Genomic DNA, 25,257 nt, shown 5'->3' on the forward strand with positions numbered 1-25,257 from the left:
CGATGACCGCCGTACTTGATACACTCGTCGCGGTGCGGCGAACCGCAATGGACCTGCTCGCTCGACGCGAGCACGGTCGTGTCGAGCTGACGCGTAAACTGCGTCAGCGCGGCGCCCTCCCTGAAATGATCGAAACAGCACTCGACCGGTTGACGGAAGAGGGGTTGTTGTCCGAAGCCCGTTATCTCGAAAGTTTCGTTTCCTACCGTGCCCGTTCCGGTTACGGCCCTTTACGCATTCGTGAAGAGCTGGGCCAGCGTGGCTTGCAGCGTAGCGATATTGAACTCGCCCTGCGTGAGAGCGGTATCGACTGGCAGGAGCAACTGTCCGATACCTGGCGACGCAAGTTCTCCGGGCAATTGCCGGCGGATGTCCGGGAGCGAGCCAAGCAGGGCAGGTTCCTGGCGTATCGGGGATACTCCATGGAAATGATCAACCGCCTGTTCAGCGGGCGAGGGATGGACGATTGAACTGAAACGGCCCGCTATTTCGATAGCGGGCCGTTTTTTTTGCTTTCACTGAATTGGAGATCACCTGTAGGAGCCGGCTTGCTGGCGATGGTCGTTAACAAAAGCGCGTCTGAACTGGATAAACGTGGCGCGCTTGGGTCCATCGCCGGCAAGCCGGCTCCTACAGGTACCGCGTTACCGGGGTGCTTCCCGGGATTGCGTGAAGAACCTTTTTTATCCCTCACGTAACCTTTGACGGCTCCCGCGTGCGCTGTTGCACCTGGGGTTTTGATTGTGCCCAGTTTTCCGGCAGGTTGATGTAGTCCACAAGCTCGCGCAGGCGGCCGTGATTGCGGGCATTGAAGTTGAAGACCAGTCGCGCCAGATGGCTGAACTCGGCTTCATCGTGTTCTTCACCGTTGTAGGTGTGCTGATGGAAGTGATCGCTCAGGCGCAGGTCGGCGAAAGCTTCCTGCATATGTTCCAGTGCGTGATCGCTGAGTGTGTGATTCATGCGAATCAGGAACTGGTGCTTGAGCCAGCGACTGGAGTGGAAGTTGCTGTAGAACTGGTTGATGTGCTCTACCGCTTCCTCGACGTTGTAGACCAGTTTCACCAGCTTCATGTCAGTGGGCAGGATGTAGTGGTTTTCCTCCAGTTGCTGATGAATGAAGTCCAGTGCGCCTTGCCAGAATTTGCCACCCGGCGCGTCCAATAGCACCACTGGCACCAATGGGCTCTTGCCAGTCTGGATCAATGTCAGCACTTCCAGCGCTTCATCCAGGGTGCCGAAGCCACCCGGGCACAGCACCAGGGCGTCGGCTTCCTTGACGAAGAACAGCTTGCGGGTGAAGAAGAAGTGGAAGGGCAGCAGGTTGGTCGTGCCATCGACAGTGGGGTTGGCATGCTGCTCGAAAGGCAGGGTGATGTTGAACCCCAGGCTGTGTGTCAGGCCTGCTCCTTCGTGTGCGGCGGCCATGATGCCGCCGCCGGCGCCGGTAATGACCATCATGTCCGAGCGCGCCAGCGCAGCACCGAGCTCCCGGGCCATGCTGTAGAGCGGATGTTCCATGGGGGTGCGGGCCGAGCCAAAAACAGTGACCTTGCGTCGCCCCTTGAATTGTTCGAGCACGCGGAAAGCCTGTTCCAGTTCGCGCAGGGCTTGCAGGGTGATTTTGGCATTCCAGCGGTTGTGGTCTTCCTGGGCCATGCGCAGCACGGTCAGGATCATGTCGCGGTAGATCGGGATGTTCGGGCTGTTGGGTGAAATCAGCTTGAGTTGTTCTTCGACCTTGCTGATGAGGTCGTGGCCGCTTTCTTCAAAATGACGGCTCAAGAGGTCATTCGGTTGGTAAGGCATTCAACTTCTCCTTCTGCACAGAACCCTTGGCCCGACAACGTACGTCGATGCCGCGACACTCCATGTGTCGCTGTCTGCCCAGGCCCATGCCTGGGCGATCTACTTGACCCGAAAGGCATCGGATCATCCAAACAGGCTCTGTTTTTCCTTGAATGAAAGAAACGTTCGCGTAACACGACAAGCGACGGCCAGCCCCTTTCCAGCCCTGAAAAAGTGTACGTGGTTACCTTGAAATCTAGACCTTCACAGTGATTTTCGCTGCCTTGATCATTGCGCCACAAAGTCTTTCCTGGCAACCGCTTATTGACGATTTGCAAGGTGCTTTCACCACTCGTCCGAACGTCCGTCGCCCGTGCTGCACTCTGATTTACTAAGTTACAGGTGTCACACGACAACTTTGCGTCTACGGCAGGGCGCGCACGGTACATGCGTTTTAAGGATTTATCGCTCAAACATGAGTGAAGTGCAGGGAGGCGGGAAACCATGGCCAGAGTCATTCTGGAGATCGATACGCAACTGTATCGATTGCTGAAGTCATCAGCCGAGACCCATCATTTGAGTCTCGAAGAGGAGTGCTGCCGGCGATTGCGTGGCGGCGAACGCCGTTCACATTACTTGCAGGCGCTGCTGGCGGAATTGCGCGCCGAAGATGAACAGCGGCGCGCCAATTCCAGGTGATTACTTTTTCTTCTTCGCCGGTTGCAGGCAATCCGATTCCTGGAAGCTTGCGGAGCCGACCGGGCGGTTGGTCTTCACCTCGGTGAAGTCGTAACGCATGATTGCGCCCTTGGCCATCAGCTTGCGAAACCCTTCGTTCCTGCAGACGGAAGCTCCCAGCTGGAAGTACACGGCTTTCGGGTCTGCACGCATCTTGTCGGCATGGCTGCTCTGCACGCTCAGATGGTTGATCAGCTGTTTGCCTTCAACGGTGTAGCCTTGATCGAGTATGTCTTCGTTGATCGCTCGTGGAGTGCCGACGCTGCTCTGGGTGGCGACGTTTTGCAGCATTTTGTTCAGTTCCGTGTCTTTCAAGGACGCAGCCTGAGCGTTGAGGGACGACGCCAGCAAAATGGCCGCGGTAGGAACGATAAGGCGCAGCATGAAACTCTCCTGGTTCAGTGATGGGGGTTTGACCCGTCACGTGACTGTGCGTTCAGTGGCGGCGAATTATAGGGGAGGCGGGCTGGACGGTACAGGCTTGCACCGGGTGGTCTGTTAAACTGCTGGCACTTTTTACCCTGTCGAGTGTTTTTCGTGTCGAGTTCCCTTCTCTGTGGGCGTTGCCCGCTATGAGCCCTACCCCCGCGCGCTTTGCCTTGAATGCCGTAGCCCGCTTGCGCGACCAGCGCGAGGAGGAGGGCATCAAGCCGATTCAGGCCCGCGGCTGGCGTGCGCCGCGTTGCCGTGACTGCCGGGTGATCGAGAGCCATTGCCTGTGCGCATGGCGTCCGCAGGTCGCGACTCGCTCCGGCGTGTGCCTGATCATGACCAACAAGGAGGTGTTCAAGCCGAGCAACACCGGTTGGCTGATCGCCGATGTGGTGCCAGACAACCATGCCTTCATCTGGTCCCGTACCGAGGTCGATCCGAAGTTGCTGGCGCTGTTGTCCGACCCGCAATGGCAGCCCTACCTGGTGTTTCCGGGTGAGTACGTCGAGCCTGAGCGTGTGACCAACAGCGTGCATGTCGACGGCACGAAGCGCCCGTTGTTCATTCTATTGGACGCGACCTGGACCGAAGCGCGGAAGATCTTTCGCAAGAGCCCCTATTTCGACCGATTGCCGATCCTCAGCCTGTTGCCGGAGAAACTCTCTCGTTACCGCTTGCGCCGCTCGACCCGCAGCGAGCATTTGTGCACGGCGGAAGTGGCGGCGCTATGTCTCGATCTTGCAGGCGATGAGGCCGCAGCCTCGGCGCTGGATGCCTACTTCGATGTGTTCAGCCAGCATTACCTCGATGCCAAGCATCAGTTGGACATGAACGTTTCGACCCCGGCGCACGCCGAGTTGATGCCCTATGTCCAGTCGGTCACCCCATTGGTGGACTGATTGTCGCGCATACTGCAATAAAGTGTCCCAGCCATGCTGCTTGACCACCCCGGTTTGGCTGGGCATGCTTGGCGCCGATTAGGGTGCGGCCAGAATTTACAACGCCGTTTTTTGCGTTGAGCGTACCTTTTCAGCGCAGCTCGGTGGCTGTGCCTTGAGTCGCTTTGGCGAGGTCCGAATGCATCGGGCGTCCCATGAAAAACAGGATCATTTGAACGATGGCCACATACGAAATCCTGATTGCCGATGACCACCCACTTTTTCGCAGTGCCTTGCATCAAGCGCTGACCCTGGGCCTCGGCCCGGATGTCCGCCTGGTGGAAGTGGCGAGCATCGCCGAACTGGAAGTTCGCCTGACGGAAAAATCCGATTGGGATCTGGTCCTGCTGGATCTGAACATGCCAGGGGCCTACGGGTTTTCCGGGCTGGTCCTGCTGCGCGGTCAGTATCCGCAGATCCCGGTGGTCATGGTCTCGGCCCAGGAAGAGGCGACCATCATGGTCAAGTCTCGTGAGTTCGGCGCCAGTGGCTTCATTCCCAAATCCAGCGATTTGAGTGTGATCCAGAAAGCCGTGCGTGCGGTCCTTGATGGCGACGTGTTCTGGCCACCGCAGGCGTTCGAAGCGGTCAGCGTTTCGCAAGAGGCCAAGGCGGCCAGCGAAGGCCTTGCCAGCCTGACTCCGCAGCAGTTCCGGGTGCTGACCATGGTTTGCGAAGGTCTGCTGAACAAGCAGATCGCCTACGAGCTGAGTGTTTCCGAGGCGACGATCAAGGCGCACGTGACCGCGATTTTCCGTAAACTGAATGTGCGGACCCGGACCCAGGCTGCGCTGCTCTTGCAACAACTTGAGTCAATTTCCAGCCATTAAAGGCTGGCAACTTCACGCTTTTTTGACTTTGGTTGAACTAGCTTTCCCACTTCTTTTTTGTCAGTTGCCCACTCTATGTCACCTTTCAAAGGCCAGACCGGCCTGAAACGTATTCTCAATGCCTCCGGTTATTCGCTGGACGGCCTGCGCGCAGCCTTCACCGGTGAAGCTGCCTTTCGGCAACTGGTATTGCTCAACGTCATCCTGATTCCCTTGTCGTTCTTCCTGGATGTCAGCCGGGTCGAACAGGCGCTGTTGATCGCGGTATGCATGCTGGCGTTGATCGTCGAGTTGCTCAACTCGGCAGTGGAAGCGGCCATCGATCGCATTTCCCTTGAGCGGCACCCGCTGTCCAAGAATGCCAAGGACATGGGCAGTGCCGCCCAGTTCGTGGCATTGAGCATGATTGCCCTGGTATGGGCGGTGATTCTGCTCTAGGCGATCGTCGGCAGCACGATCTCGTCGCTGCGCTGAACCCCGGCGGTGAACGCGCGGCACAGATCGAGGAACTCGCGCATCGCCGAGGTCTGATATTTCTGTTTATGCCAGATAAAGTAAAACTGTCGCGCCAGATCCAGGTCCGGTGTCTCGACAGGCACCAGGCTGCCGCGGCGGAATGCGTCGCGTAACGCCAGTCGGGAAATGCAGCCAATCCCCAAACCTGATTCCACCGCGCGCTTGATCGCTTCGGTGTGCTCAAGCTCCAGGCGGATATTTAAAGAAGAACGGTGATGGCGCATGGCTTGATCGAAGGTCAACCGCGTGCCGGAACCCTGTTCGCGCAAGATCCAGGCTTCGTGACTCAGCTCGTCCATGGTCGCCGTGCCGCGCTTGGCCAGCGGATGCTGAGGGGCGCAAAACACCACCAGTTCGTCCTCGACCCAGCTTTGCACTTCGATGTCCGGGTGGCTGCAGTCGCCTTCGATTAGACCCAGATCAATTTCATAGTGAGCGACTTGTTGCACGATATTGGCAGTGTTCTGTACGTGCAGTTTTACCTGGCTTTCCGGATGGCGCTGCATGAAGCTGCCGATCAGCAGGGTGGCCAGGTAATTGCCGATGGTCAGGGTCGCGCCCACGGCCAGCGAGCCGAACCCTGACTTGCCATTGAGCAGGTCTTCGATCTCCTTGGCCTGGTCCAGCAAGGCCACCGCCTGGGGCAGCAGCTGTTTACCGAGCGCGTTGAGGCTCAGGCGTTTGCCGGCACGGTCGAACAGCTGGCAGCTGCACTGGCGCTCCAGTTCGGTGATCGAGGTGCTCGCCGCCGATTGCGAGAGGTTGAGCAGGCCCGCGGCACGGGATACGCTTTCCTGCTGGGCGACGGCGACGAATACTTGAAGTTGACGGAGAGTAAATCGCATATCGATATAACCGATAACCCTTATCTTAATAATCCATTTAACAGATATTGTCTCTGCCTTTAGAATGCGATGCAATTGCGCAGAGCTGGCTTTCTTTACAGAGCACGCCGAACACGCGCAGACCAATCTCCAGGAGTCCCACGTACATGAGCAACATGAACCACGAGCGTGTCCTCAGTGTTCACCACTGGAACGACACTCTGTTCAGCTTCAAGTGCACCCGTGATCCGGGCCTGCGCTTCGAGAACGGTCAGTTCGTGATGATCGGCCTGCAACAGCCCAACGGCCGCCCGCTTATGCGCGCTTACTCGATTGCCAGCCCGAACTGGGAAGAGCATCTCGAGTTCTTCAGCATCAAGGTGCCTGATGGTCCGCTGACTTCACAGTTGCAGCATCTGAAGGAAGGCGACGAGATCATCATCAGCAAGAAGCCTACCGGCACGCTGGTACTGGATGACTTGAAGCCTGGCAAACATTTGTACCTGCTCAGCACCGGTACCGGTCTGGCGCCGTTCATGAGCGTCATCCAGGACCCGGAAACCTACGAGCGTTTCGAAAAAGTGATCCTGTGCCACGGCGTGCGTTACGTCAACGAAGTCGCTTACCGCGAGTTCATCACCGAGCACTTGCCGCAGAACGAATTCTTCGGCGATGCGCTGCGTGACAAGTTGATCTACTACCCGACCGTGACCCGCGAGCCGTTCGAGAACGAAGGTCGCCTGACCGACCTGATGCGCAGCGGCAAGCTGTTCAGCGACATCGGTCTGCCACCGATCAACCCGCAGGACGACCGCGCCATGCTGTGCGGCAGCCCGAGCATGCTCGACGAAACCAGCGAAGTGTTGAACAGCTTCGGCCTGAAGGTTTCGCCACGTATGCGCGAGCCGGGTGATTACCTGATCGAGCGAGCGTTCGTCGAGAAATAAGCAAACGCTCAACGGCTCTGCTTTCCCTGTGGGAGCGGGCTTGCTCGCGAAGGCGGTGTATCAGTCAGCTTTAATGTCGACTGACACACCGCTTTCGCGAGCAAGCCCGCTCCCACAGTCGTTTATGGTGTTGAGATGTTTGCGGGAATGACTTCCAGCACGCGGATCAGCTCCGGTGTCGGGTAATGCCAACGCACATCCAGATCCCAGAACTGCGCGCCGTATTCGCGCTCCGGTGCGGGCGTTTGATAGGCCGGGCGTGGATCCTGCGCCAGGCATTGCTCGATCAGCTCAACCAAAGGCTCTGCAAGGCGCTGGGCATGTCCGTGAGCCTGTTGCAGCGCTGCATCCGTCCACTGCACGGGAATCAGCTGCGGCGCGGCGCTGGCGATGCTGTTGGAGGCTGTGTCGATGATATCGGCATAGGGCACGTAGGGTTTGATATCGAGAATCGGTGTGCCATCCAGCAGATCGATACCAGAGATCCACAAGCGATTGGCTTCGACCTTGTCCAGCTTCACCACTGACTGCCCGATGCCATTGGGGCGGTGGGTTGCGCGGGTGGCAAACACGCCCATGGATTTATTGCCGCCCAGGCGCGGCGGGCGGACCTTCAAGCGAGGTTTTTCTTCCAGGGCCTGGTGGAACAGGAACAGCAGCCACACGTGGCTGACCTGCTCCAGGCCCTGCACCGCGTCCCCTTGATCGAACGGTGCCACCAGTTCCAGTACGCCACGGGCGGCCGGGGCCAGTTGCGGCTGGCGCGGAATGGCGAATTTCTCCTTGAAGCAGGAGCGCACGAAGCCGATGGGGGAAACGCTGTAGGTCATGGTTTGCGGTCGAGGCGGGATAGAGGCGGGCATGATACCCCGATCGGTCTGGATTCAGTTGTGCCTGTACTGGCCTCTTCGCGAGCAAGCCGCTCCCACAGGTTTTGTGTGCGCTCGAGAACCCAGTGGGAGCGTGGCTTGCCCGCGATGGCCTCACCGCCGATTTCAGAGACTGAATCCGCCATCCAGCGGAATGATGTTCCCGGTCATATACGCTCCAGCAGTGCTCGCCAGACTGATCGCCAGCGCCGCCATCTCTTCCTCGCGGCCCCAACGCTTCATCGGGATCAACGCCGTATCCTCGGCCAGTGCCTGTTCATCATTACCAATGTGCTGGGTCATCTTGCTTGGAAAGCGTCCCGGGGCGATCACATTGACGTTGATGTGCTGGCTCACCAGTTCGCGCGCCAGGATCCTCGACAGTTGATGCAATGCCGCCTTGCTCGGCCCGTAGGCATACGCCTGTTCGCCGAAGGATGAAATCCCTGCCACCGAGCCGATGTTGATGATCCGCGCCGGGTTGGCTGCCGAGCCCGCCTTGCGCAGCAGGGGCAGGAATTGCTGGATGCAGTTGAACACTGACGTCACGTTGAGCTGCATGACCTTTTCCCAGCCCTTGATCGGGTAGCTCTCCAGCGGTGCGCCCCAGGTGGTACCGGCGTTGTTCACCAGGATGTCGAGATGGGTGATCTGCTCGCCCAGCCGCGTGGCCAATTGTTGCACGCCTTCTTCGGTGGCCAGGTTGGCCGCCAGGGCATGGCAGCGTCCAAGGGCGCGGAGTTCATCAGCCGTTTGCTGGCAGGCCTCGGCATCGCGGGCACAGACGTACACGGTGGCGCCCGCCTCGACATAGGCCTTGGCGATCATTTTGCCGATACCACGGGTGCCGCCGGTCACCAGTGCGGTGCGGCCTTGCAGGGAAAAGTAGGGATGCATGGCGAATCCTGAAAGCTGAGGTCTTTACACCCTAGTCGTCAGGCGCGGTCAGCGGAGCCACTATTTTTGCGCGGAATGGGGATTCATACAGACACCTTTGTAGGAGCCGGCTTGCTGGCGATGGGTTTTGAGGATCGCCATCGCCAGCAAGCCGGCTCCTACAAAGGGGGGCGTTTACTGCGGGCGAACGCGCAGGGTCAGGCCCTTGAGGAAGTTGCGCAGCAACTGGTCGCCGCACGGGCGATAGTTGGTGTGACCGAACTTGCGGAACAGCGCGCTCAGCTCAGGCTTGGACACCGGGAACTCGGCAGCCTTGAGGATCGCGTGCATGTCGTCTTCTTTCAGCTCGAACGCCACCCGCAGCTTTTTCAGGATGATGTTGTTGGTCACCGGCACTTCGATCGGCTGCGGCGGACGGCTTTCGTCCTTGCCGCGCTTGAAGATCACTAGGCCGTCGAGGAAGTGCGCCATGACTTCGTCCGGGCAGCGTACGAAACCTTCCTCGTCTTCCTCTTTTTTGTCGAGGTAGGTCAGCAGGTCCGGCAGGGTCACGTCCATGCCGCCGAGCTTGATGATCTCGATGACTTTCTTGTCGCTGATGTCGAGCATGTAGCGCACGCTGCGCAGTACGTCGTTATGAATCATGTGTGCAGTCCTGATAATCAGCTGTGGGCGTCGCGGCCAGGCGCGGCGCCGAAATGTGTGGCGGCGAGAAAAGCCTTAGAACTTCTCTTTGCCGGACAGGTAGCGCCATTGCCCCACTGGCACTTTGCCGATGGACACGCCGCCGATGCGGATGCGACGGATGGCGACGACCTTCAGGCCGACCGCCTGGCAAAGCAGGGCGATGATGCCCGGCTGCGGGTTCTTCATGGCAAAGCGCAGACGGTTTTCGTTCTGCCAGCTGGCCTTGACCGCCGGCAATTCCTTGCCCTTGTAGGTCAGGCCGTGGTTCAGGCGGTTCAGGCCGTGAGCCACCATCTCGCCCTCAACCTCGACTACATACTCTTGCTCGATCTTGCTGGAGTCGGCAGTGAGTTTGCGCAGGATTTTCCAGTCCTGGGTGAACACCAGCAGGCCGCTGGCGTTGGCCTGCAGGTCGGTGCTGGCGGTCAGGCGCAGGAAGTGCCCACGCAACGGGCGCTTGCCGTAGCGGTGCTCTTCGCTCAGGGTTTCGGCGCCGAGGGTGGCCATGGCGGTGTCTGTGTCCATGCCGGCGGGGACGTTCAGCAGCAGGGTCACCGGTTCCGGCGCGGTGGCCTTGGCTTCTGGATCAAGCTCGACTTTCTGGGTGTCGACCTTGAATTGCGGCTCGTCGATGACTTCGCCGTCGACGGTGACCCAGCCGCCCTCGATGAACAGCTCAGCCTCCCGACGGGAACAGCCGACGAGTTCGATGAGGCGTTTGGAGAGACGAATCGGGTCAGTCATGTCAGGGGCCGTAACAAAAAGGGGTGGGCATTGTACCTGCCTGGCGCCGGTTAATCCCGGCTCCATTTGCGCCGCGAGGCATTTTGTAGGAGCTGGCTTGCCAGCGATGCAGGCAACACGGTCTGTCAGTTGCACCGAGGTGATGCTATCGCCGGCAAGCCAGCTCCTACAGGTCTTGCATGTATCAGCCGTTGCGCGTCAGCTTTTGGGGTTGGCGCAAACGCATGTGCAACAGCGGATACGGCTGGCCCATGCCATCGACGTCCGAGCGACCGATGACTTCGAAACCCTGCTTGAAGTAAAAGCCGAGGGCTTGCGGGTTCTGTTCGTTGACGTCCAGTTCATCGGCGTTCAGGTGTTCCAGGGCATAGTGCAGCAATTTCTTGCCCAGGCCCTGGCCGCGATGGTCGGGGTCGATGAACAGCATTTCGATCTTGCCGGCCGCGACGCCGGCGAACCCGGTGATGCGTTGGCTCGAATCCTTGGTGCAGATCAGCATCACCGAGTCGAGGTAGCGGGTCAGCACCAGGTTTTTCAGCAGTTCGATGTAGCTTTCCGGCAGAAAATCGTGGGTCGCGCGTACCGAGGCCTCCCAGACCCGGGTCAATTCTTCGTAGTCGCCGAGTTTCGGCGTGTGGATGACCGAATGCTGACGCATGCCCGTCTGCCTCTTATGCGGTGGTTGATAGGAATCCTTCCAACTTCAAACGATAGCCGTAAAAAAGCCCCGCATCTCGTCAAGAGAGCGGGGCTTTGCGTATTTTTTGCGTCTAGATCTGTTCAGCCCACAGATCGTATTCGTCGGCGTCGGTCACTTTGCACCAGACCTTGTCGCCTGGCTTGAGGTTGCTGCCGTTGTCGATGAATACGTTGCCGTCGATTTCCGGGGCATCGAAGAAGCAGCGGCCCACCGCGCCTTGCTCGTCGACTTCATCGACCAGCACTTCGATCTCGCGGCCGATGCGCATTTGCAGGCGCGCCGAGCTGATGGCCTGCTGGTGCGCCATGAAGCGCTCCCAGCGGTCCTGCTTGACGTCGTCCGGGACGACTTCCAGGTCCAGGTCATTGGCCGGTGCGCCTTCTACCGGCGAGTACTGGAAGCAGCCGACGCGGTCGAGCTGGGCTTCGGTCAGCCAGTTCAGCAGGTACTGGAAGTCTTCTTCGGTTTCACCCGGGAAGCCAACGATGAAGGTCGAACGGATGATCAGGTCCGGGCAGATTTCGCGCCAGTTCTTGATGCGGGCCAGGGTCTTGTCTTCGAAGGCCGGGCGTTTCATCGACTTCAGCACTTTCGGGCTGGCGTGCTGGAACGGGATGTCCAGGTACGGCAGGATCTTGCCGGCGGCCATCAACGGGATCAGCTCGTCGACGTGCGGGTACGGGTAGACGTAGTGCAGGCGAACCCAGACACCGAGGGTGCTCAGGGCTTCGCAGAGTTCGGTCATGCGGGTTTTCACCGGCGCGCCGTTCCAGAAACCGGTGCGGTATTTCACGTCGACGCCATAGGCGCTGGTGTCCTGGGAGATCACCAGAAGCTCTTTGACGCCGGACTTGACCAGGCGCTGGGCCTCGTCGAGCACGTCACCCACCGGACGGCTGACCAGTTTGCCGCGCATCGACGGGATGATGCAGAAGCTGCAGCTGTGGTTGCAGCCTTCGGAAATCTTCAGGTAGGCGTAGTGGCGCGGGGTCAGCTTGATGCCTTGCGGCGGCACCAGGTCGATCAACGGGTTGTGATCCTGGCGCGGCGGCACGACTTCGTGCACGGCGTTGACCACTTGCTCGTACTGCTGCGGACCGGTCACGGCCAGCACGCTCGGGTGTACGTTGCGAATGTTGCCTTCTTCGACGCCCATGCAGCCGGTCACGATGACCTTGCCGTTTTCCTTGATGGCTTCGCCGATCACTTCCAGGGACTCGGCCTTGGCCGAATCGATGAAGCCGCAGGTATTGACCACTACAACGTCGGCGTCCTGGTAGGTGGACACGACGTCATAGCCTTCCATGCGCAGCTGGGTAAGGATGCGCTCGGAGTCGACCAGTGCTTTGGGGCAACCCAGGGATACGAAGCCAACCTTTGGATTGGCCGGCGCAGGAGTGGTGGACATGTCTAACCTCGGTATTTTGTGACGCCGCTTGCCGGGCAGGGCAAAACCGACGGACGGGCGCTTGAACTGCGCCTCTGATCAAAAAGTGCGCAATTCTAGCGATGAGTCGCTCACTTGACCAGCTTTATGCAGGGAAATACGACGAGTGCTGCGCTATGCTTCGCGCCGTTACGCTTTACTGGTTTTTTACAGTCAACAAAACGTCTGTAACGAGAAGTAAAACAGCGCATGCTGCACGTCAAAGCATAGTGCTTCTTTCAAAGAAGCCCGAGTCTGGGTAGTAGGAGTGGTGGATGGGTCAGGCAAGTAGTCAGGCTGCGGGTGCCGAACATTCGGCGGTGAAGCCGATCGGCATGCTGGTCGCGGCAGTCGGGGTGGTTTATGGCGATATCGGCACCAGTCCGTTGTACACCCTCAAGGAAGTGTTTTCCGGCGGCTATGGCGTGCCGGTCAACCATGACGGGGTGCTGGGGATTCTGGCGCTCATTTTCTGGTCGCTGATCTGGGTCGTGTCGATCAAGTACATGATGTTTGTACTACGCGCCGACAACCAGGGCGAAGGCGGGATCATGGCCCTGACCGCACTGGCCCGACGGGCGGCGGCGGGGCATGCGAAGCTGCGCGGCTTTCTGGTGGTCTGCGGGTTGATCGGCGCGGCGCTGTTCTATGGCGATAGCATGATCACCCCGGCGATTTCCGTGCTGTCGGCGATTGAGGGCCTGGGGCTGGCGTTCGACGGGATCGACCATTGGGTGGTGCCTATTTCCCTGGTGGTGCTGGTGGCGCTGTTCCTGATCCAGAGCCATGGTACGGCGCGGATCGGTATTCTGTTCGGGCCGATCATGGTGACCTGGTTCCTCGTCCTGGGTGCACTGGGCGTCTATGGCATCAGCCAGCATCCGGAAGTCCTGCAAGCGATGAACCCGGTGTGGGGCGTACGCTTCTTTATCGTGCACCCGGGGATGGGCGTGGCGATTCTCGGCGCCGTGGTGCTCGCACTGACCGGTGCCGAAGCGCTGTACGCGGACATGGGCCACTTCGGTCGCAAGCCGATCGCTCGTGCCTGGTTCATCCTCGTGCTGCCAGCGCTGGTACTGAATTACTTCGGTCAGGGTGCCTTGCTGCTGGGCGACCCGGAAGCTGCCCGTAACCCTTTCTACCTGTTGGCTCCAAGCTGGGCGTTGATCCCGCTGGTCGGCCTGTCGACCATGGCCACGGTGATTGCCTCGCAAGCGGTGATTTCCGGTGCGTTCTCCCTGACCCGTCAGGCGATCCAGCTCGGTTACATCCCGCGCATGCACATCCGACACACTTCCAGCGCCGAACAGGGCCAGATCTACATCGGGGCGGTGAACTGGGCGCTGATGGTCGGCGTGGTGCTGTTGGTGCTGGGTTTCGAATCCTCCGGTGCCCTGGCCTCGGCCTACGGCGTGGCGGTGACCGGGACCATGCTGATGACCAGTATTCTGGTGTCGGCGGTGATCCTGCTGCTGTGGAAGTGGCCGCCGGTGCTTGTGGTGCCGGTCCTGCTGGGTTTCCTGTTGGTGGACGGTGTGTACTTCGCCGCCAACGTGCCGAAAATCGTCCAGGGCGGTGCATTCCCGGTGATCGCCGGTTTCGCGCTTTTTGTACTGATGACCACCTGGAAGCGCGGCAAGCAGTTGCTGGTCGAGCGTATCGATGAGGGTGGATTGCCACTGCCGATCTTCATCAGCAGCATCGCGGTACAACCGCCGCATCGCGTTCAGGGCACCGCGGTGTTCCTGACGGCACGGGCGGATGCCGTGCCCCACGCGCTGTTGCACAACCTGCTGCATAACCAGGTACTGCACGAGCAAGTGGTGCTGCTGACGGTGGTGTACGAAGACATCCCGCGGGTGCCGCCAACACGGCGTTTCGAGGTCGATGCCTACGGCGAAGGTTTCTTCCGGGTGATCCTGCACTTCGGCTTTACCGACGAGCCGGACGTACCGAAAGCCTTGAAGCTGTGTCACCTCGACGAGCTGGACTTCAGCCCGATGCGCACCACGTACTTCCTCAGCCGTGAAACGGTCATCGCTTCCAAGCTCGAAGGCATGTCGCGCTGGCGTGAGGCACTGTTTGCGTTCATGTTGCAGAACGCCAATGGTAATTTGCGCTTCTTCAATCTGCCGCTGAACCGGGTGATTGAGCTGGGTACGCAGGTGGAGATGTAAGCTAGATCAAAAAGCCTCCGTTGCCCTTGCGGCAGCGGGGGCTTTTTTGTGGGCGAACACAACGTCTGCAGACGATGAGTATCCACTGTGGGGCTTGCTCGCGAAGGGGGCGTGTCAGTCGAGATAGTTGTTGTTTGACACACCGCTTTCGCGAGCAAGCCCGCTCCCACAGGGGATATGTGGTGTTTGCTGGAATGAAAAAGCCCCCGCTACCGTGAAGTAGCGGGGGCTTTTTTGGGGTTGGCTCAGATCACTCCGCAGCCGCCGCGTCCTTCGGCTGGCGCTTCTCGATCACATCCACCAGACGCTTGGCCAGCGCCGGGTAGTTCTCGTCGAAGTGGTGGCCGCCAGGCAGCTTGATGGCTTCGCCCACCGCTGTCTTGTCGGTGCAGCCGCTTTCGTCGGTTTCTTCTTCGCCGTAGATGCACACCACTTTCGCGGCTGGCAGCTTGGCCATTTCCGGGCCGGTGGCGGCTTCCTTGCCGGCGTTGCCGAGCCAGCCTTCGACTTCGATTTCGAAGCTGCCGGTGCGGGCGAAGGCCAGCAGGATGATTGCGTCGACGCGATTCTGCTCCGACTCGGCCAGGCGGTTGTAGATCGCCGGCAGGACATCGGCACCGAACGAGTAGCCCGTCAGGATGAAGCGCTTGGTGCCCCATTTCTGCCGGTAGTGCTGCATCAGTTCAGCCAGGTCCAGGGCGCTTTGCTCCGGGCTCTTGTGCTGCCAGTAGTAGCGCAGGGTGTCGATGCCGACCACCGGGTAGCCGATCTTGGCCATCTCGCCCGCCACATCGCGGTCCAGGTCGCGCCAGCCGCCGTCGCCGGACAGGAACAGGGTCACGGTGTCCCTGGCCTGACCGGCAGGCACTTCGACCACCGGGATCTGCAGGCCACCAGCGGCCTTGTCGCCGCCGACGAGGATCTTGCGCAGTTCGTTGTTCAGCACTTGCGGCAGGTTGATGTCGTAGTCGCTGATGCTGGTCTCGGCGTTCGGTTGATCGCGCACGAAGCCGGCGCTGGTGTCGTCCGGGTTGTCGTTCCACGCTGCCAGCCAGCGGCCGTGGGCGGCGCTTTTCGGCAACAGGTGCGTGCAGCCACCCTTTTCCAGGGCCAGGTCGACCGAGACGGCGTAGGCCTTGTCGTCCTTTTGCTCGGACAGCCAGCGCCAGGCCAGCACGGCACCGGGACCGATGCCGCTGACCAGGGTCGCCGGGCCTTTGAGTTCTCGCAGGCCCGATTGCAGGGCGCGGCTTTGCAGCAGGCAGTCCTTGGGTAGGATCACCTGGACAATTTGCGCCGAGCCACTGCGGCTCAGGGTCATCAATTGCTTGTCGCTGAGTTTCTGGTCTTCGTTGACCGCCACCAGCACCTGGGCGCGCGGCGTGGTGCCGGGGATGACACGGGTCATCGGCGCACCGTCGGCCGGGGTCAGCAATTGGAGGGTCGGTTCCGGTGCCGGGCGTTTGAGGTACCAGTAACCGCCACCGAGAACCAGGGCCACTATCACCAGTGTGCCCAATACATACCGCAAGGAGCGTTGAATCATCAGCGTTTCACCAATCCGGTCAAGCCGCCCGCGATCAGGGCGGCAGTGTCGGCCAGCGCAACCAGCGGATCGAGTCCGGCGGGCACGGCCATATAACGGGGTTCCCAATCAGGCTGGAACTTGTCTTTGAAGCGGCGCAAGCCTTGGAAGTTATACAGCTGCTCACCACGGCGGAATACCATCGAGCCCAGGCGCTGGGTCAATGGTGCGCCGCGACGGGGTTGCAACCCCGACAACGGCACCATGCCCAGGCTGAAACGCGCGTATCCATGGTTTTTATAATGTTGAATCAGGCCGACCATCATGAATTCCATGGTCAGCTTCGGGGCGTCCGGGTGGGCGCGCATCAGGTCGAGGCTGGCCAGGTCATGACCATAGGTCTCGAGCAGGTTGGCGAACGCCACCGGGCGCCCTTCGAAACGAATCACCGCGATGCGGAAATACTTGAGGTAGTCATCGCTGAAGCGGCCCAGCGAAAAACCTTTCTCGCGGACATTTTTGCCAGTCAGCCAGGCATCGGAAATCACCTTGAGCTCATCCATCGGCGCGTGGCCCGGCTCATGGATTTCCAGGGACAGGCCGTCACGGGTGCCACGGTTCCAGGTGTAACGCAGGTCCTTCATCTCTTTGCCCTTGGCTTCGAGATCAAAACGCTTGAGGTCGACCCGCGCTTCTTCGCCGAGCTTGATCGCGGTCAGGCCGATGTCCATGTAGTACGGCAGGTTCTCGGCGCGCACTTGATAGAACACGGGACGGGCGTGGTGGATGTCGCACAGGTCGCGGAACTGCCAGATCATTTCCGCCCGTTGCTGGCCCGGGCCGATCGGGTCATACAGCGCCACCAGGCTGCGGCCACGGCGGGCGTACATCAGGAAGGCTTCGTCATTGGGGTGAAACAGCAGCGCCTTGTCACCGGTCAGGGCCAGGCCGCCATCTGGTTGGGCCGATGCCATGAGGATCTTGCTGGCGCGCTCCAGTTCGTCGGGCGTCGGCAGGTGAATGACCGGACGCGCGGTGCGCAGCAGCCAGGTCAGCGACACCACCACCAGCAACACTGCGGCGCCGAGCAGCGAACGCAGGCCGCGAGGGGCGTCGGCGTCGAGGGTGAACTGCCACCAGAGTTGGTGGCTGTACGGAACGTCCTGGTAGGCGAACAGCAGCAGCCACATCGAAGCACCGAGTACGCACAGGCTGGCCACCAGGTACAGCGGCGAGAACGGCAGTTCGGTCAGGCGGCTGGGGCGATAGAACGAGCGGCGGAATACCCCGAGCAGGCTCGCCGTCAGCACCATCAGGCTGGCTTCTTCCCAGTCAAAACCTTTGAGCAGTGAGAGCAGGGCGCCGACCAGCAACAGAATGGTGGTCAGCATCCATGCGGCCGACAGCCGCCGACGCAGGCCCTGGGCCAGCAACAGGCAAAGGACGCCGACCAGGCTGGCGCCAAAGTGCGAAGCATCGACCAGTCGATGGGGGATCAGGAAACCGATGTGTTCCAGGCGGGTATCGATTTCCGGAGTGGCGCCGGAGAACAGCAGGACAACGCCGGACAGGAATACCAGCACCGCCAGTATCGGAGCCGCCAGGCCTGAGGCCGCGCGCAAGGTCTGGCGTGTCTGGAACAGGCGCTGGCCTTCGTTGATCAGCAACAGCAGGCAGGCCACCAGCAACGGCAGGACCACGTAGATCAAACGATAGAGCAGCAGGGCGGCTGCCAGCGGCGCAGCACCGAGGGTGTCGGAAAACGCCGCCAGTAATATAGCCTCGAACACCCCGACACCGCCCGGCACATGGCTGAGCACGCCGGCGGCGAGCGCCAGCAGGTAAACCAGAAGGAACGCGCCGAAGGGTGGCGTTTCCGGCAGCAGTAGATAGAGGACAGTCGCGGCGGCCGCTACGTCCAGGGCCGTGATGATCAATTGCAGGAACGTCAGGCGACGCCCCGGCAGGCGTAAGGTACGGCGCCCGATCCTGACCAGCAGGTTGTCCGGGAAAGGCTGGTCCGGAAGCCGACGACGATAGAGACCGATCGCCAACACCGAAAACAGCACGAGCACCACGGCGGCCACTACGCCCAGCAGCGTCTCGGAGAGCCCCAGGGCCGTAGACGCGGCTGGCAGGTCGCTGAGTGTCGCCAGGGCGGCCAGCGGCGGCAGGGCGCAGCCCAGCGAGAGGCTGGCGAACAGCGTCATGCGGGCGACTTCAGCCGCTCCCAGGCCATGACGGACATAGAGGCGATAGCGAACCGAGCCCCCCGACAACATTGAAAGACCGATGGCGTTGCCGATGGCAAAGGCGGTGAAACCACCCAGTGCCAGCGCGCGCGGTGCCAGGCTCACCCCGGCATAGCGGCTGGCCGACCATTCGTAGCCGAGCAGAATGATGAAACCCACCACGGTTGCGCCCAGGGCGCCCATCAACGCAGGTTTCGGAACTTCGAGGATCGAGTCGTGCAGCGCGTAAAGGTCGAGTTCGCTCAACAGGTGGCGACAGGCAATCAGCGCGATCGCGAACAACAGCAGGGTGACCGCCAGGCCGATGGGTTGACGGTACTTGCTCAATCGATCAAGCAGGCGCAGACGCTCCGCGTTGATCGGTTGTGTCGCTGTGACAGTGTCTTGTGAATCAGACGAGTTGGCGCGCATCAATCACCTCTTGGATTGTGCGCGACAGGATGGGGGTATCCAGCCAAGTTACCAATCCCTGTAGAAAAAAATAATCACAAATATTAACGCCTATCACCGGGCGGCGGGGACGGCGCGACATCAGTCGTGAGGGCTTCAGCCTGTGATAGAGCATAGTCTGAACCTGGCGCATGGGGGATCCCAAACGGCTTGCTACACAGTGACAGATCATTGTTGCGAAAGGACTTTTTCAACAGATACAAAAAAGGCCACTCTTTCGAGTAGCCTTTTTTGATGTTTGGTTGCGGGAGCCGGATTTGAACCGACGACCTTCGGGTTATGAGCCCGACGAGCTACCAGACTGCTCCATCCCGCGTCTGTGTGGCGGCATTCTATAGAGATACGCGTGGGTGTCAACCGTTAATCCTGAAGCAGGTCAAATAAACGTTGAATCGCGGCAAACGGTCGCAGGCACAACCTAAGTTTCGGAATCAGAACGATTTCCTGTTTTGGTAGGGTTGAGGGCCCAGGCCTTGTTTCGGCGCTCGGCGCTACAAAACAAGCACGCACAAAAAAGGCCACTCTTTCGAGTAGCCTTTTTTGATGTTTGGTTGCGGGAGCCGGATTTGAACCGACGACCTTCGGGTTATGAGCCCGACGAGCTACCAGACTGCTCCATCCCGCGTCTGTGTGGCTCATTCTATAGAGATGCGCTCGGGTGTCAACCTTCAATTCTGATAAAACCTGTTCTGCTTCAATCGGTTAGCTAGTCGACGGGGAGGGTTTGCGGTCTGTGAGGCAGGCGGGGCAAGGCCTGTGGCTCTATTGGGAATGATTTCCCGATTGAAAAAATAAATTCATCAGCGACATTTCCCACGCGTCGAAAAGAACATTCAGACTACTGGTGCTATATACAGGTGTCGGTGAGATACTGCATATCCGTCGTACCAAGACGCCTTTTCCTTGCCATGAACACTGCTTTGCCATGACTCAGCGAAAGATCATCCACGTCGATTGTGACTGTTTCTACGCCGCCATAGAGATGCGCGATGACCCGCGTCTGGCCGGCAAGCCATTGGCGGTGGGCGGGTCGGCGGATCGGCGTGGGGTGATCGCGACCTGCAACTATGAGGCGCGGGCATACGGGGTGCGTTCGGCAATGTCCTCCGGGCACGCCTTGAAGCTGTGCCCGGACCTGACCATCGTCAGGCCACGCATGGATGCCTATAGAGAAGCCTCCAGGGAAATTCATACGATCTTTCGTGACTACACCGAGATCATTGAGCCGCTCTCGCTCGATGAGGCGTACCTCGATGTGTCCGACAGCGCGCATTTCGCCGGCAGTGCTACGCGAATTGCCCAGGACATCCGGCGTCGGGTCTCCAACCAGTTGCATATCACCGTGTCGGCGGGAGTGGCACCAAACAAGTTTCTGGCCAAGATCGCCAGTGACTGGAAAAAGCCCAACGGCCTGTTCGTCATCACGCCGGACCAGGTCGAGGACTTTGTCAGTGGCTTGCCGGTGAGCAAATTGCACGGGGTCGGCAAGGTCACCGCCGATAAGCTCGGCAAGCTGGGTATCACTGATTGCCTGCAATTGCGCGAGTGGGACAAGTTGGCGCTGGTGCGTGAGTTCGGCAGCTTTGGCGAGCGACTCTGGAGTCTGGCTCGCGGGATCGATGACCGAGTGGTGCATAACGACAGTCGTCGTCAGTCGATTAGCGTCGAAAATACCTACGACGTCGATCTGCCGGATCTGAGGAGTTGTCTGGATAAACTACCCGAGTTGCTGGAGACCCTGGCCGGCCGCATGGCGCGCATCGACAGCAGCTATCGTCCGGGCAAGCCCTTCGTCAAAGTGAAGTTCCACGACTTCACCCAGACTACATTGGAGCAGGCCGGGGCAGGGCGGGATTTGGGCAGTTATCAGTTGATGCTGACCCAGGCTTTCAATCGCGGCGGCAAACCGGTGCGGTTGTTGGGGGTCGGGGTGCGGCTGGAGGACTTGCGGGGCGGGTTTGAGCAGATGGAGTTGTTTGAGCGGTAGTTCTGGGGTGAATGTGAGGGCGCCTTCGCGAGCAAGTCGGATCGCCGCACCGCCGCTCCCACAATGGACCGCGTGATCAACTGTGGGAGCGGGCTTGCTCGCGAAGCTTTTGACTTTTAGTTCAGCCCCGGATTCGCCACCAGTCGCTCGCCATTCTGGGCCAGTGACTTGAGGAATTCCGTCTGCAACTCGGGATCATTGCGTGTCAGTTCAATCAGGCTCTGCTCCAGCTCGCTGGCTTCTTCTTCAAGACCCAGCTCCGACAGGCGTTTGACCCGGTGGACCCACTGATTGACTTCATCTCCTTCGAGGTCGTCATAAATCAGCCCGTGGGCCTCGTAGAGCTTGCTGCGCAAGGTGCTGCTGATGGCCAGGGTGGAGTCGGTGCGTACGTTGTCCTGGCCATCCTCAACACGAATCAGCAATCGGCTCAGATGGTTGATGTCATGTTCGGCGAACGGGTTGTCGAGCAGATTCAGGCGCAATACGCCGTTCTTGTCGGTGGTCAGTTCGAAGGTTTCCTTGCCGGCCTTGACTTCAACCGGACGCTCGCTCCACGGCAGGCTTGAGTACTCCGTACGCTTGTCGCGCTGGACTTCATCAATGCCAGCCAGGTTCTGCTGCGCGCGACCGTGTGACTGCACGTTCATGAACGGGTTGAGCCCGGCGAAACCGTAGCTCAGCCAGTCCTTGGTCACGCTGTCCGGCAGATTGCCGAGGGCGAACACATTGACCACGTTGGCACCGACGCCCGCCACCACGGCCACCGCGCCCAGCGGGATTTCGTAAATCTCCCGCCAGGGTTGGTACGGCGTATAGCGGTCGTAGTGCCGCGTGACTTCGTACTCGGTGACTTCGAAAGTCTTCTGCTCGTGGATTTTCACCCGCCGTTGCGGCAGCTCAAGCACCTTGGGCTCACCGACATCGATCTGCAGGCTGTGATCGAGCAATTTGCGCTCGACACGTTCCTCGTGCTCGCTGCGTTGTGACATCTGATTGGCACAGCCGCTGACCAGCAGGGTGCCGCACAAGGCGGCAGCACCGAGGCCTAAGGTGTTTCGCTTGAACATGACGTCTCTATCTGGTTTCAGCGGCGGATACGGGCCTGAAGGAACGACAGTACTTCAGCGACCGGCAGCGCTTGCGGCTCGGCCTCGGTACGGCTCTTGTATTCCAGGTTGCCATCGGCGAGGCCGCGGTCGCTGACCACGATCCGGTGTGGAATGCCGATCAGTTCCATGTCAGCGAACTTGATGCCCGGGCTGGTTTTCTTGTCGCGGTCGTCGAGCAGCACTTCGAAGCCGGCAGCGGTGAGTTCCGCGTACAGCTTGTCGGTGGCTTCGCGAACCTGTTCGGTTTCGTAGCGCAGCGGCACCAGGGCAATCTGGAACGGCGCGAGGGTGTCGCTCCAGATGATCCCGTTTTCGTCGTTGTTCTGCTCGATGGCAGCCGCCACCACGCGAGACACGCCGATGCCGTAGCAACCCATTTCCAGGGTGACCGGCTTGCCGTTTTCGCCCAGCACTTCGCACTTCATCGCCTTGCTGTACTTGTTGCCCAGCTGGAAGATGTGCCCGACTTCGATGCCGCGCTTGATTTCCAGGGTGCCTTTGCCGTCCGGGCTCGGGTCACCGGCCACGACGTTGCGCAGGTCGGCAACGGTCGGAACAGGCAAGTCGCGCTCCCAGTTCACGCCGAAGTAGTGTTTGTCGTCGATGTTGGCACCGATGCCGAAGTCGCTCATCAGCTCGACCGATCGGTCGATGATGATCGGCAATGGCAGGTTCAACGGGCCGAGGGAGCCGGCACCGGCGCCAATGGCGTCGCGCAGTTCGCTTTCGGACGCCATCACCAGCGGGCTGGCAACGCCAGGCTGGTTCGCGGCCTTGATTTCGTTCAGCTCGTGGTCGCCACGGATGATCAGGGCAATCAGCTTGCCTTTCTCTTCGGCGTGAACCACGAGGGTCTTGATGGTTTTCTCGATCGGCAGGTTGAAGCCTTCGACCAGTTGCGCAATGGTCTTGGCGTTCGGGGTGTCGACCAGGCGCAGCTCTTCGGTCGCAGCGGCGCGCGAGGTTTCCCGTGGCACGGCTTCGGCTTTCTCGATGTTCGCGGCGTAGTCTGAGCCGTTGCTGAAGACGATATCGTCTTCACCGGACTCGGCCAGCACGTGGAACTCGTGGGAACCGGCACCGCCGATGGAGCCGTTGTCGGCTTCAACAGGGCGGAACTTCAGGCCCAGGCGGGTGAATACATTGCAGTAGGCCTGGTGCATGCGGTCGTAGGTGACCTGCAGCGAAGGCTGATCGGCGTGGAACGAGTAGGCGTCCTTCATGATGAATTCGCGGCCGCGCATCAAGCCGAAGCGTGGACGGATTTCGTCACGGAATTTGGTCTGGATCTGGTACAGGTTGATCGGCAGCTGCTTGTAGCTGCTCAATTCGTTGCGCATCAGATCGGTGATGACTTCTTCGTGGGTCGGGCCGGCGCAGAAGTCGCGGCCATGGCGATCCTTGAAGCGCAGCAATTCAGGGCCGTACTCTTCCCAGCGCCCGGACTCCTGCCACAGCTCAGCCGGTTGCGTGCTCGGCATCAACACTTCGAGAGAGCCGGCGGCGTTCATTTCTTCACGAACAACGGCTTCGACCTTGCGCATTACCCGCAGGCCCATCGGCAGCCAGGTGTACAGGCCCGAGGCGAGTTTGCGGATCATGCCGGCGCGCAGCATCAGCTGGTGGCTGATCACGACCGCGTCGGAAGGCGTTTCTTTTTGTGTGGCGAGCAAAAATTGACTGGTGCGCATGGTTGGCCGTTATCGATTGCTGATGACGAGAAATGACGGAGCATTGTACGGGCGAGTTCCGCTGGCGTACAGGCGTGCGGTCGGCGGTGTGGCAGGAGGACACGATTCAGTCGGCCCTCCGCGATTTTTCCTGCGTAAAGAACCTACGATTCTTCGGCGACTGGGGTCTGCACCGGTTCTGGTGTCGGTGTCGGGCCTGCGCGGCGGTTCTCCTGGAACCAGTGCAGCGCGATCAACAGCAGGGTCGGGACGCCGAGCAGGGCGGTAATCAGGAAGAAGTTGTGATAACCGAACTTCTCCACCATGACCCCGGAGTAACCGCCGATCAGGCGTGGCAGCAACAGCATGATCGAACTGAGCAGGGCGTACTGGGTGGCGGAGAACTTGAGGTTGGTCAGGCTCGACAGGTAGGCGACGAAGGCCGAGGTCGCCAGGCCGGAACTGAAGTTGTCCAGGGAGATGGTCAGCACCAGCATGTTCAGGCTGGGGCCCATGTCGGCGAGCATCAGGAACAGGATATTGGTCGCCGCGGATGCGACGCCGCCGATGAACAGGATCGGCAGGATGCCGAATCGCACGATCAGCAGGCCACCCATGCCGGCGCCAACCAGGGTCATGATCAGGCCGAAGATTTTGCTGACGCTGGCGATCTGGTCCTTGGTGAAGCCCTGGTCGATGTAGAACACGTTGGCCATCACCCCCATGACCGTATCGGACATCCGATAGGTGGCGATCAAGCCGAGCAGCAGCAGCGCTTGCCAGCGGTAGCGCAGGATGAAGTCGTTGACGGGGGTGAGTACCGGCGCCAGGCCGCGACGGCCCATGGCCGAGAGGCACAGGGCGGTGAGCGTGATGTAGAGGATGGCCCGCAGGAACGCACGGTCTTCGAGCAGCAGGTCGAGCAGGCTCACGCCTTCGAACAGCACGCTGGCGAAGTCGGTGTTGTAGAGTTGGGTGAACATGGCCGGCACGGATACCAGCAATATGATCAGCACGAACACCGAGGCCAGTTGGTGCGCGAAGCTGTAGCGCCCGGCCTGCAGTTGCGTGCGCAACGGCACGGGTGGTTCGCGCATGAACAGGGAGGTCAGCAGTGCCGGGAGCATCAGCGCCCCGAACAGTATGTAAGTGCCGGCCCAGGCTGAATGCTTGTAGTTGAAGCCGGTGGAGCCAAAGCCTTCAGCGAAGTACAGCGCACCTGCGGTAGCCAGCAGTGCCGCGACCCGGTAACCGGACATGTAGCTGGCAGCCAGGGCGGCCTGGCGATTGTCCTCGGCGATTTCCAGGCGATAGGCGTCGACCGCGATGTCCTGTGTCGCAGATGCGAAAGCGACGACCACGGCAATGGCGATCAGCCAGGACAAATGCTTTTGCGGGTCGCAGAAACCCATCCCGATCAGGCCGAGGATGACCAGTGCCTGGGACAATACGAGCCAGGAACGTCGTCGGCCGAGTTTGCCGAGCAATGGCAGTCGCCATTGGTCGAGCAAGGGCGACCAGACCCATTTGAAGGCATACGCGAGGCCGATCAGGCTTGCATAACCAATGGTTTCACGGGCCACGCCAGCTTCACGCAGCCAGACTGAAAGCGTCGAGAACACCAGCATGTAGGGTAGGCCGGCGGCGAAACCAAGCAGCAACAGCACGAGTGTCGAAGGGCTGGCATAAGCGGCGAGCGCGGCGCGCCAGGTTTTACGGGGCATGGGCTGGAGTCTGCCTCAACAAAT

Annotated in this window: 22 protein-coding genes and 2 tRNA genes; 8 read left to right on the forward strand and 16 right to left on the reverse strand. The window is 60.1% G+C overall.

Annotation, left to right across the window (positions count from 1 at the left end; genetic code table 11):
* Positions 1–2 precede the first annotated feature (2 nt).
* Positions 3–470 carry a recombination regulator RecX gene (gene recX, locus QMK54_RS06075; protein WP_320402219.1) on the forward strand — a complete coding sequence of 156 codons (468 nt, stop codon included), beginning with the start codon at positions 3–5 and terminating at the stop codon, positions 468–470.
* A gap of 220 nt (positions 471–690) precedes the next feature.
* Here the strand turns inward: recX and QMK54_RS06080 are convergent, their stop codons facing one another.
* Positions 691–1,809 (reverse strand): TIGR00730 family Rossman fold protein, encoded by a 1,119-nt coding sequence (locus QMK54_RS06080; RefSeq protein ID WP_110658046.1) that lies wholly within the window; start codon positions 1,807–1,809, stop codon positions 691–693.
* Positions 1,810–2,292: 483 nt separating this feature from the next.
* Between QMK54_RS06080 and QMK54_RS06085 the strand changes: the two genes are divergently transcribed.
* Positions 2,293–2,487, forward strand: coding sequence for a hypothetical protein (locus QMK54_RS06085; RefSeq protein WP_110658048.1), 195 nt, complete (start codon positions 2,293–2,295; stop codon positions 2,485–2,487).
* On the opposite strand, the gene QMK54_RS06090 is transcribed toward QMK54_RS06085, so the two are convergent.
* On the reverse strand, positions 2,488–2,910 hold the full coding sequence (locus QMK54_RS06090; protein ID WP_007971154.1) for a quorum-sensing-regulated virulence factor family protein: 423 nt from the start codon (positions 2,908–2,910) through the stop codon (positions 2,488–2,490).
* 188 nt (positions 2,911–3,098) lie between these two features.
* Between QMK54_RS06090 and QMK54_RS06095 the strand changes: the two genes are divergently transcribed.
* The 3 genes from QMK54_RS06095 to QMK54_RS06105 all read left to right on the forward strand — a co-directional run bounded on the left by QMK54_RS06095 (position 3,099) and on the right by QMK54_RS06105 (position 5,164).
* Positions 3,099–3,857: a tRNA-uridine aminocarboxypropyltransferase gene (locus QMK54_RS06095; protein ID WP_223593242.1), complete on the forward strand. Its 759-nt coding sequence runs from the start codon at positions 3,099–3,101 to the stop codon at positions 3,855–3,857.
* Between the two features lie 218 nt (positions 3,858–4,075).
* Entirely contained in the window at positions 4,076–4,726 is a 651-nt protein-coding gene (erdR, locus tag QMK54_RS06100; RefSeq protein WP_110658052.1) for a response regulator transcription factor ErdR, read from the forward strand.
* Between the two features lie 75 nt (positions 4,727–4,801).
* Positions 4,802–5,164, forward strand: coding sequence for a diacylglycerol kinase (locus QMK54_RS06105; RefSeq protein WP_110658054.1), 363 nt, complete (start codon positions 4,802–4,804; stop codon positions 5,162–5,164).
* Here QMK54_RS06105 and QMK54_RS06110 read toward each other — a convergent pair.
* On the reverse strand, positions 5,161–6,087 hold the full coding sequence (locus tag QMK54_RS06110) for a LysR family transcriptional regulator (protein ID WP_033047456.1): 927 nt from the start codon (positions 6,085–6,087) through the stop codon (positions 5,161–5,163). The two genes, QMK54_RS06105 and QMK54_RS06110, sit on opposite strands and share 4 nt — an antisense overlap.
* 146 nt (positions 6,088–6,233) lie before the next feature.
* Here QMK54_RS06110 and fpr point away from each other — a divergent pair, with 146 nt between their 5' ends.
* Positions 6,234–7,013: a ferredoxin-NADP reductase gene (fpr, locus tag QMK54_RS06115; RefSeq protein WP_008054100.1), complete on the forward strand. Its 780-nt coding sequence runs from the start codon at positions 6,234–6,236 to the stop codon at positions 7,011–7,013.
* Positions 7,014–7,135: 122 nt separating this feature from the next.
* Here the strand turns inward: fpr and tsaA are convergent, their stop codons facing one another.
* The 6 genes from tsaA to rimO form a co-directional block, all read right to left on the reverse strand.
* Entirely contained in the window at positions 7,136–7,843 is a 708-nt protein-coding gene (gene tsaA, locus QMK54_RS06120; RefSeq protein ID WP_320402893.1) for a tRNA (N6-threonylcarbamoyladenosine(37)-N6)-methyltransferase TrmO, read from the reverse strand.
* Positions 7,844–8,008: 165 nt separating this feature from the next.
* Complete coding sequence (locus QMK54_RS06125; protein WP_320402220.1) at positions 8,009–8,779, reverse strand: SDR family oxidoreductase; 771 nt, start codon at positions 8,777–8,779, stop codon at positions 8,009–8,011.
* Between the two features lie 174 nt (positions 8,780–8,953).
* Positions 8,954–9,424 carry a DUF1456 family protein gene (locus QMK54_RS06130; RefSeq protein WP_046816549.1) on the reverse strand — a complete coding sequence of 157 codons (471 nt, stop codon included), beginning with the start codon at positions 9,422–9,424 and terminating at the stop codon, positions 8,954–8,956.
* Positions 9,425–9,499: 75 nt separating this feature from the next.
* On the reverse strand, positions 9,500–10,210 hold the full coding sequence (locus QMK54_RS06135) for an rRNA pseudouridine synthase (protein WP_320402221.1): 711 nt from the start codon (positions 10,208–10,210) through the stop codon (positions 9,500–9,502).
* Positions 10,211–10,394: 184 nt separating this feature from the next.
* Complete coding sequence (locus tag QMK54_RS06140; RefSeq protein ID WP_110662178.1) at positions 10,395–10,868, reverse strand: GNAT family N-acetyltransferase; 474 nt, start codon at positions 10,866–10,868, stop codon at positions 10,395–10,397.
* Between the two features lie 112 nt (positions 10,869–10,980).
* Complete coding sequence (gene rimO / locus QMK54_RS06145; protein WP_008052161.1) at positions 10,981–12,318, reverse strand: 30S ribosomal protein S12 methylthiotransferase RimO; 1,338 nt, start codon at positions 12,316–12,318, stop codon at positions 10,981–10,983.
* A gap of 293 nt (positions 12,319–12,611) precedes the next feature.
* Here rimO and QMK54_RS06150 point away from each other — a divergent pair, with 293 nt between their 5' ends.
* The gene (locus tag QMK54_RS06150) at positions 12,612–14,513 is read left to right on the forward strand and encodes a potassium transporter Kup (RefSeq protein ID WP_110662176.1); all 1,902 of its coding nucleotides are present in this window, start codon (positions 12,612–12,614) and stop codon (positions 14,511–14,513) included.
* Between the two features lie 250 nt (positions 14,514–14,763).
* Here QMK54_RS06150 and QMK54_RS06155 read toward each other — a convergent pair whose 3' ends face one another.
* From QMK54_RS06155 to QMK54_RS06170, 4 genes are all read right to left on the reverse strand, one after another.
* The gene (locus QMK54_RS06155; protein ID WP_320402222.1) at positions 14,764–16,059 is read right to left on the reverse strand and encodes a virulence factor family protein; all 1,296 of its coding nucleotides are present in this window, start codon (positions 16,057–16,059) and stop codon (positions 14,764–14,766) included.
* Positions 16,059–18,701, reverse strand: coding sequence for a bifunctional lysylphosphatidylglycerol flippase/synthetase MprF (mprF, locus tag QMK54_RS06160; protein ID WP_223596450.1), 2,643 nt, complete (start codon positions 18,699–18,701; stop codon positions 16,059–16,061). Before mprF ends, QMK54_RS06155 begins: the two co-directional genes overlap by 1 nt.
* A gap of 278 nt (positions 18,702–18,979) precedes the next feature.
* A tRNA-Met gene (locus QMK54_RS06165) sits at positions 18,980–19,056 on the reverse strand.
* A gap of 232 nt (positions 19,057–19,288) precedes the next feature.
* Positions 19,289–19,365, reverse strand: a tRNA-Met gene (locus tag QMK54_RS06170).
* A gap of 300 nt (positions 19,366–19,665) precedes the next feature.
* Here QMK54_RS06170 and dinB point away from each other — a divergent pair.
* Positions 19,666–20,727: a DNA polymerase IV gene (dinB, locus tag QMK54_RS06175; protein WP_320402223.1), complete on the forward strand. Its 1,062-nt coding sequence runs from the start codon at positions 19,666–19,668 to the stop codon at positions 20,725–20,727.
* Positions 20,728–20,843: 116 nt separating this feature from the next.
* On the opposite strand, the gene QMK54_RS06180 is transcribed toward dinB, so the two are convergent.
* From QMK54_RS06180 to QMK54_RS06190, 3 genes are all read right to left on the reverse strand, one after another.
* On the reverse strand, positions 20,844–21,797 hold the full coding sequence (locus QMK54_RS06180) for a hypothetical protein (RefSeq protein ID WP_110663115.1): 954 nt from the start codon (positions 21,795–21,797) through the stop codon (positions 20,844–20,846).
* A gap of 17 nt (positions 21,798–21,814) precedes the next feature.
* Positions 21,815–23,530, reverse strand: a complete 1,716-nt coding sequence (locus QMK54_RS06185) for a proline--tRNA ligase (RefSeq protein WP_223591611.1) — start codon at positions 23,528–23,530, stop codon at positions 21,815–21,817.
* A 143-nt stretch (positions 23,531–23,673) separates the two neighbouring features.
* Positions 23,674–25,233 carry an AmpG family muropeptide MFS transporter gene (locus QMK54_RS06190; RefSeq protein ID WP_110658601.1) on the reverse strand — a complete coding sequence of 520 codons (1,560 nt, stop codon included), beginning with the start codon at positions 25,231–25,233 and terminating at the stop codon, positions 23,674–23,676.
* Positions 25,234–25,257: the final 24 nt, after the last annotated feature.

Source organism: Pseudomonas sp. P5_109, from assembly GCF_034009455.1.
Lineage (GTDB): Bacteria > Pseudomonadota > Gammaproteobacteria > Pseudomonadales > Pseudomonadaceae > Aquipseudomonas.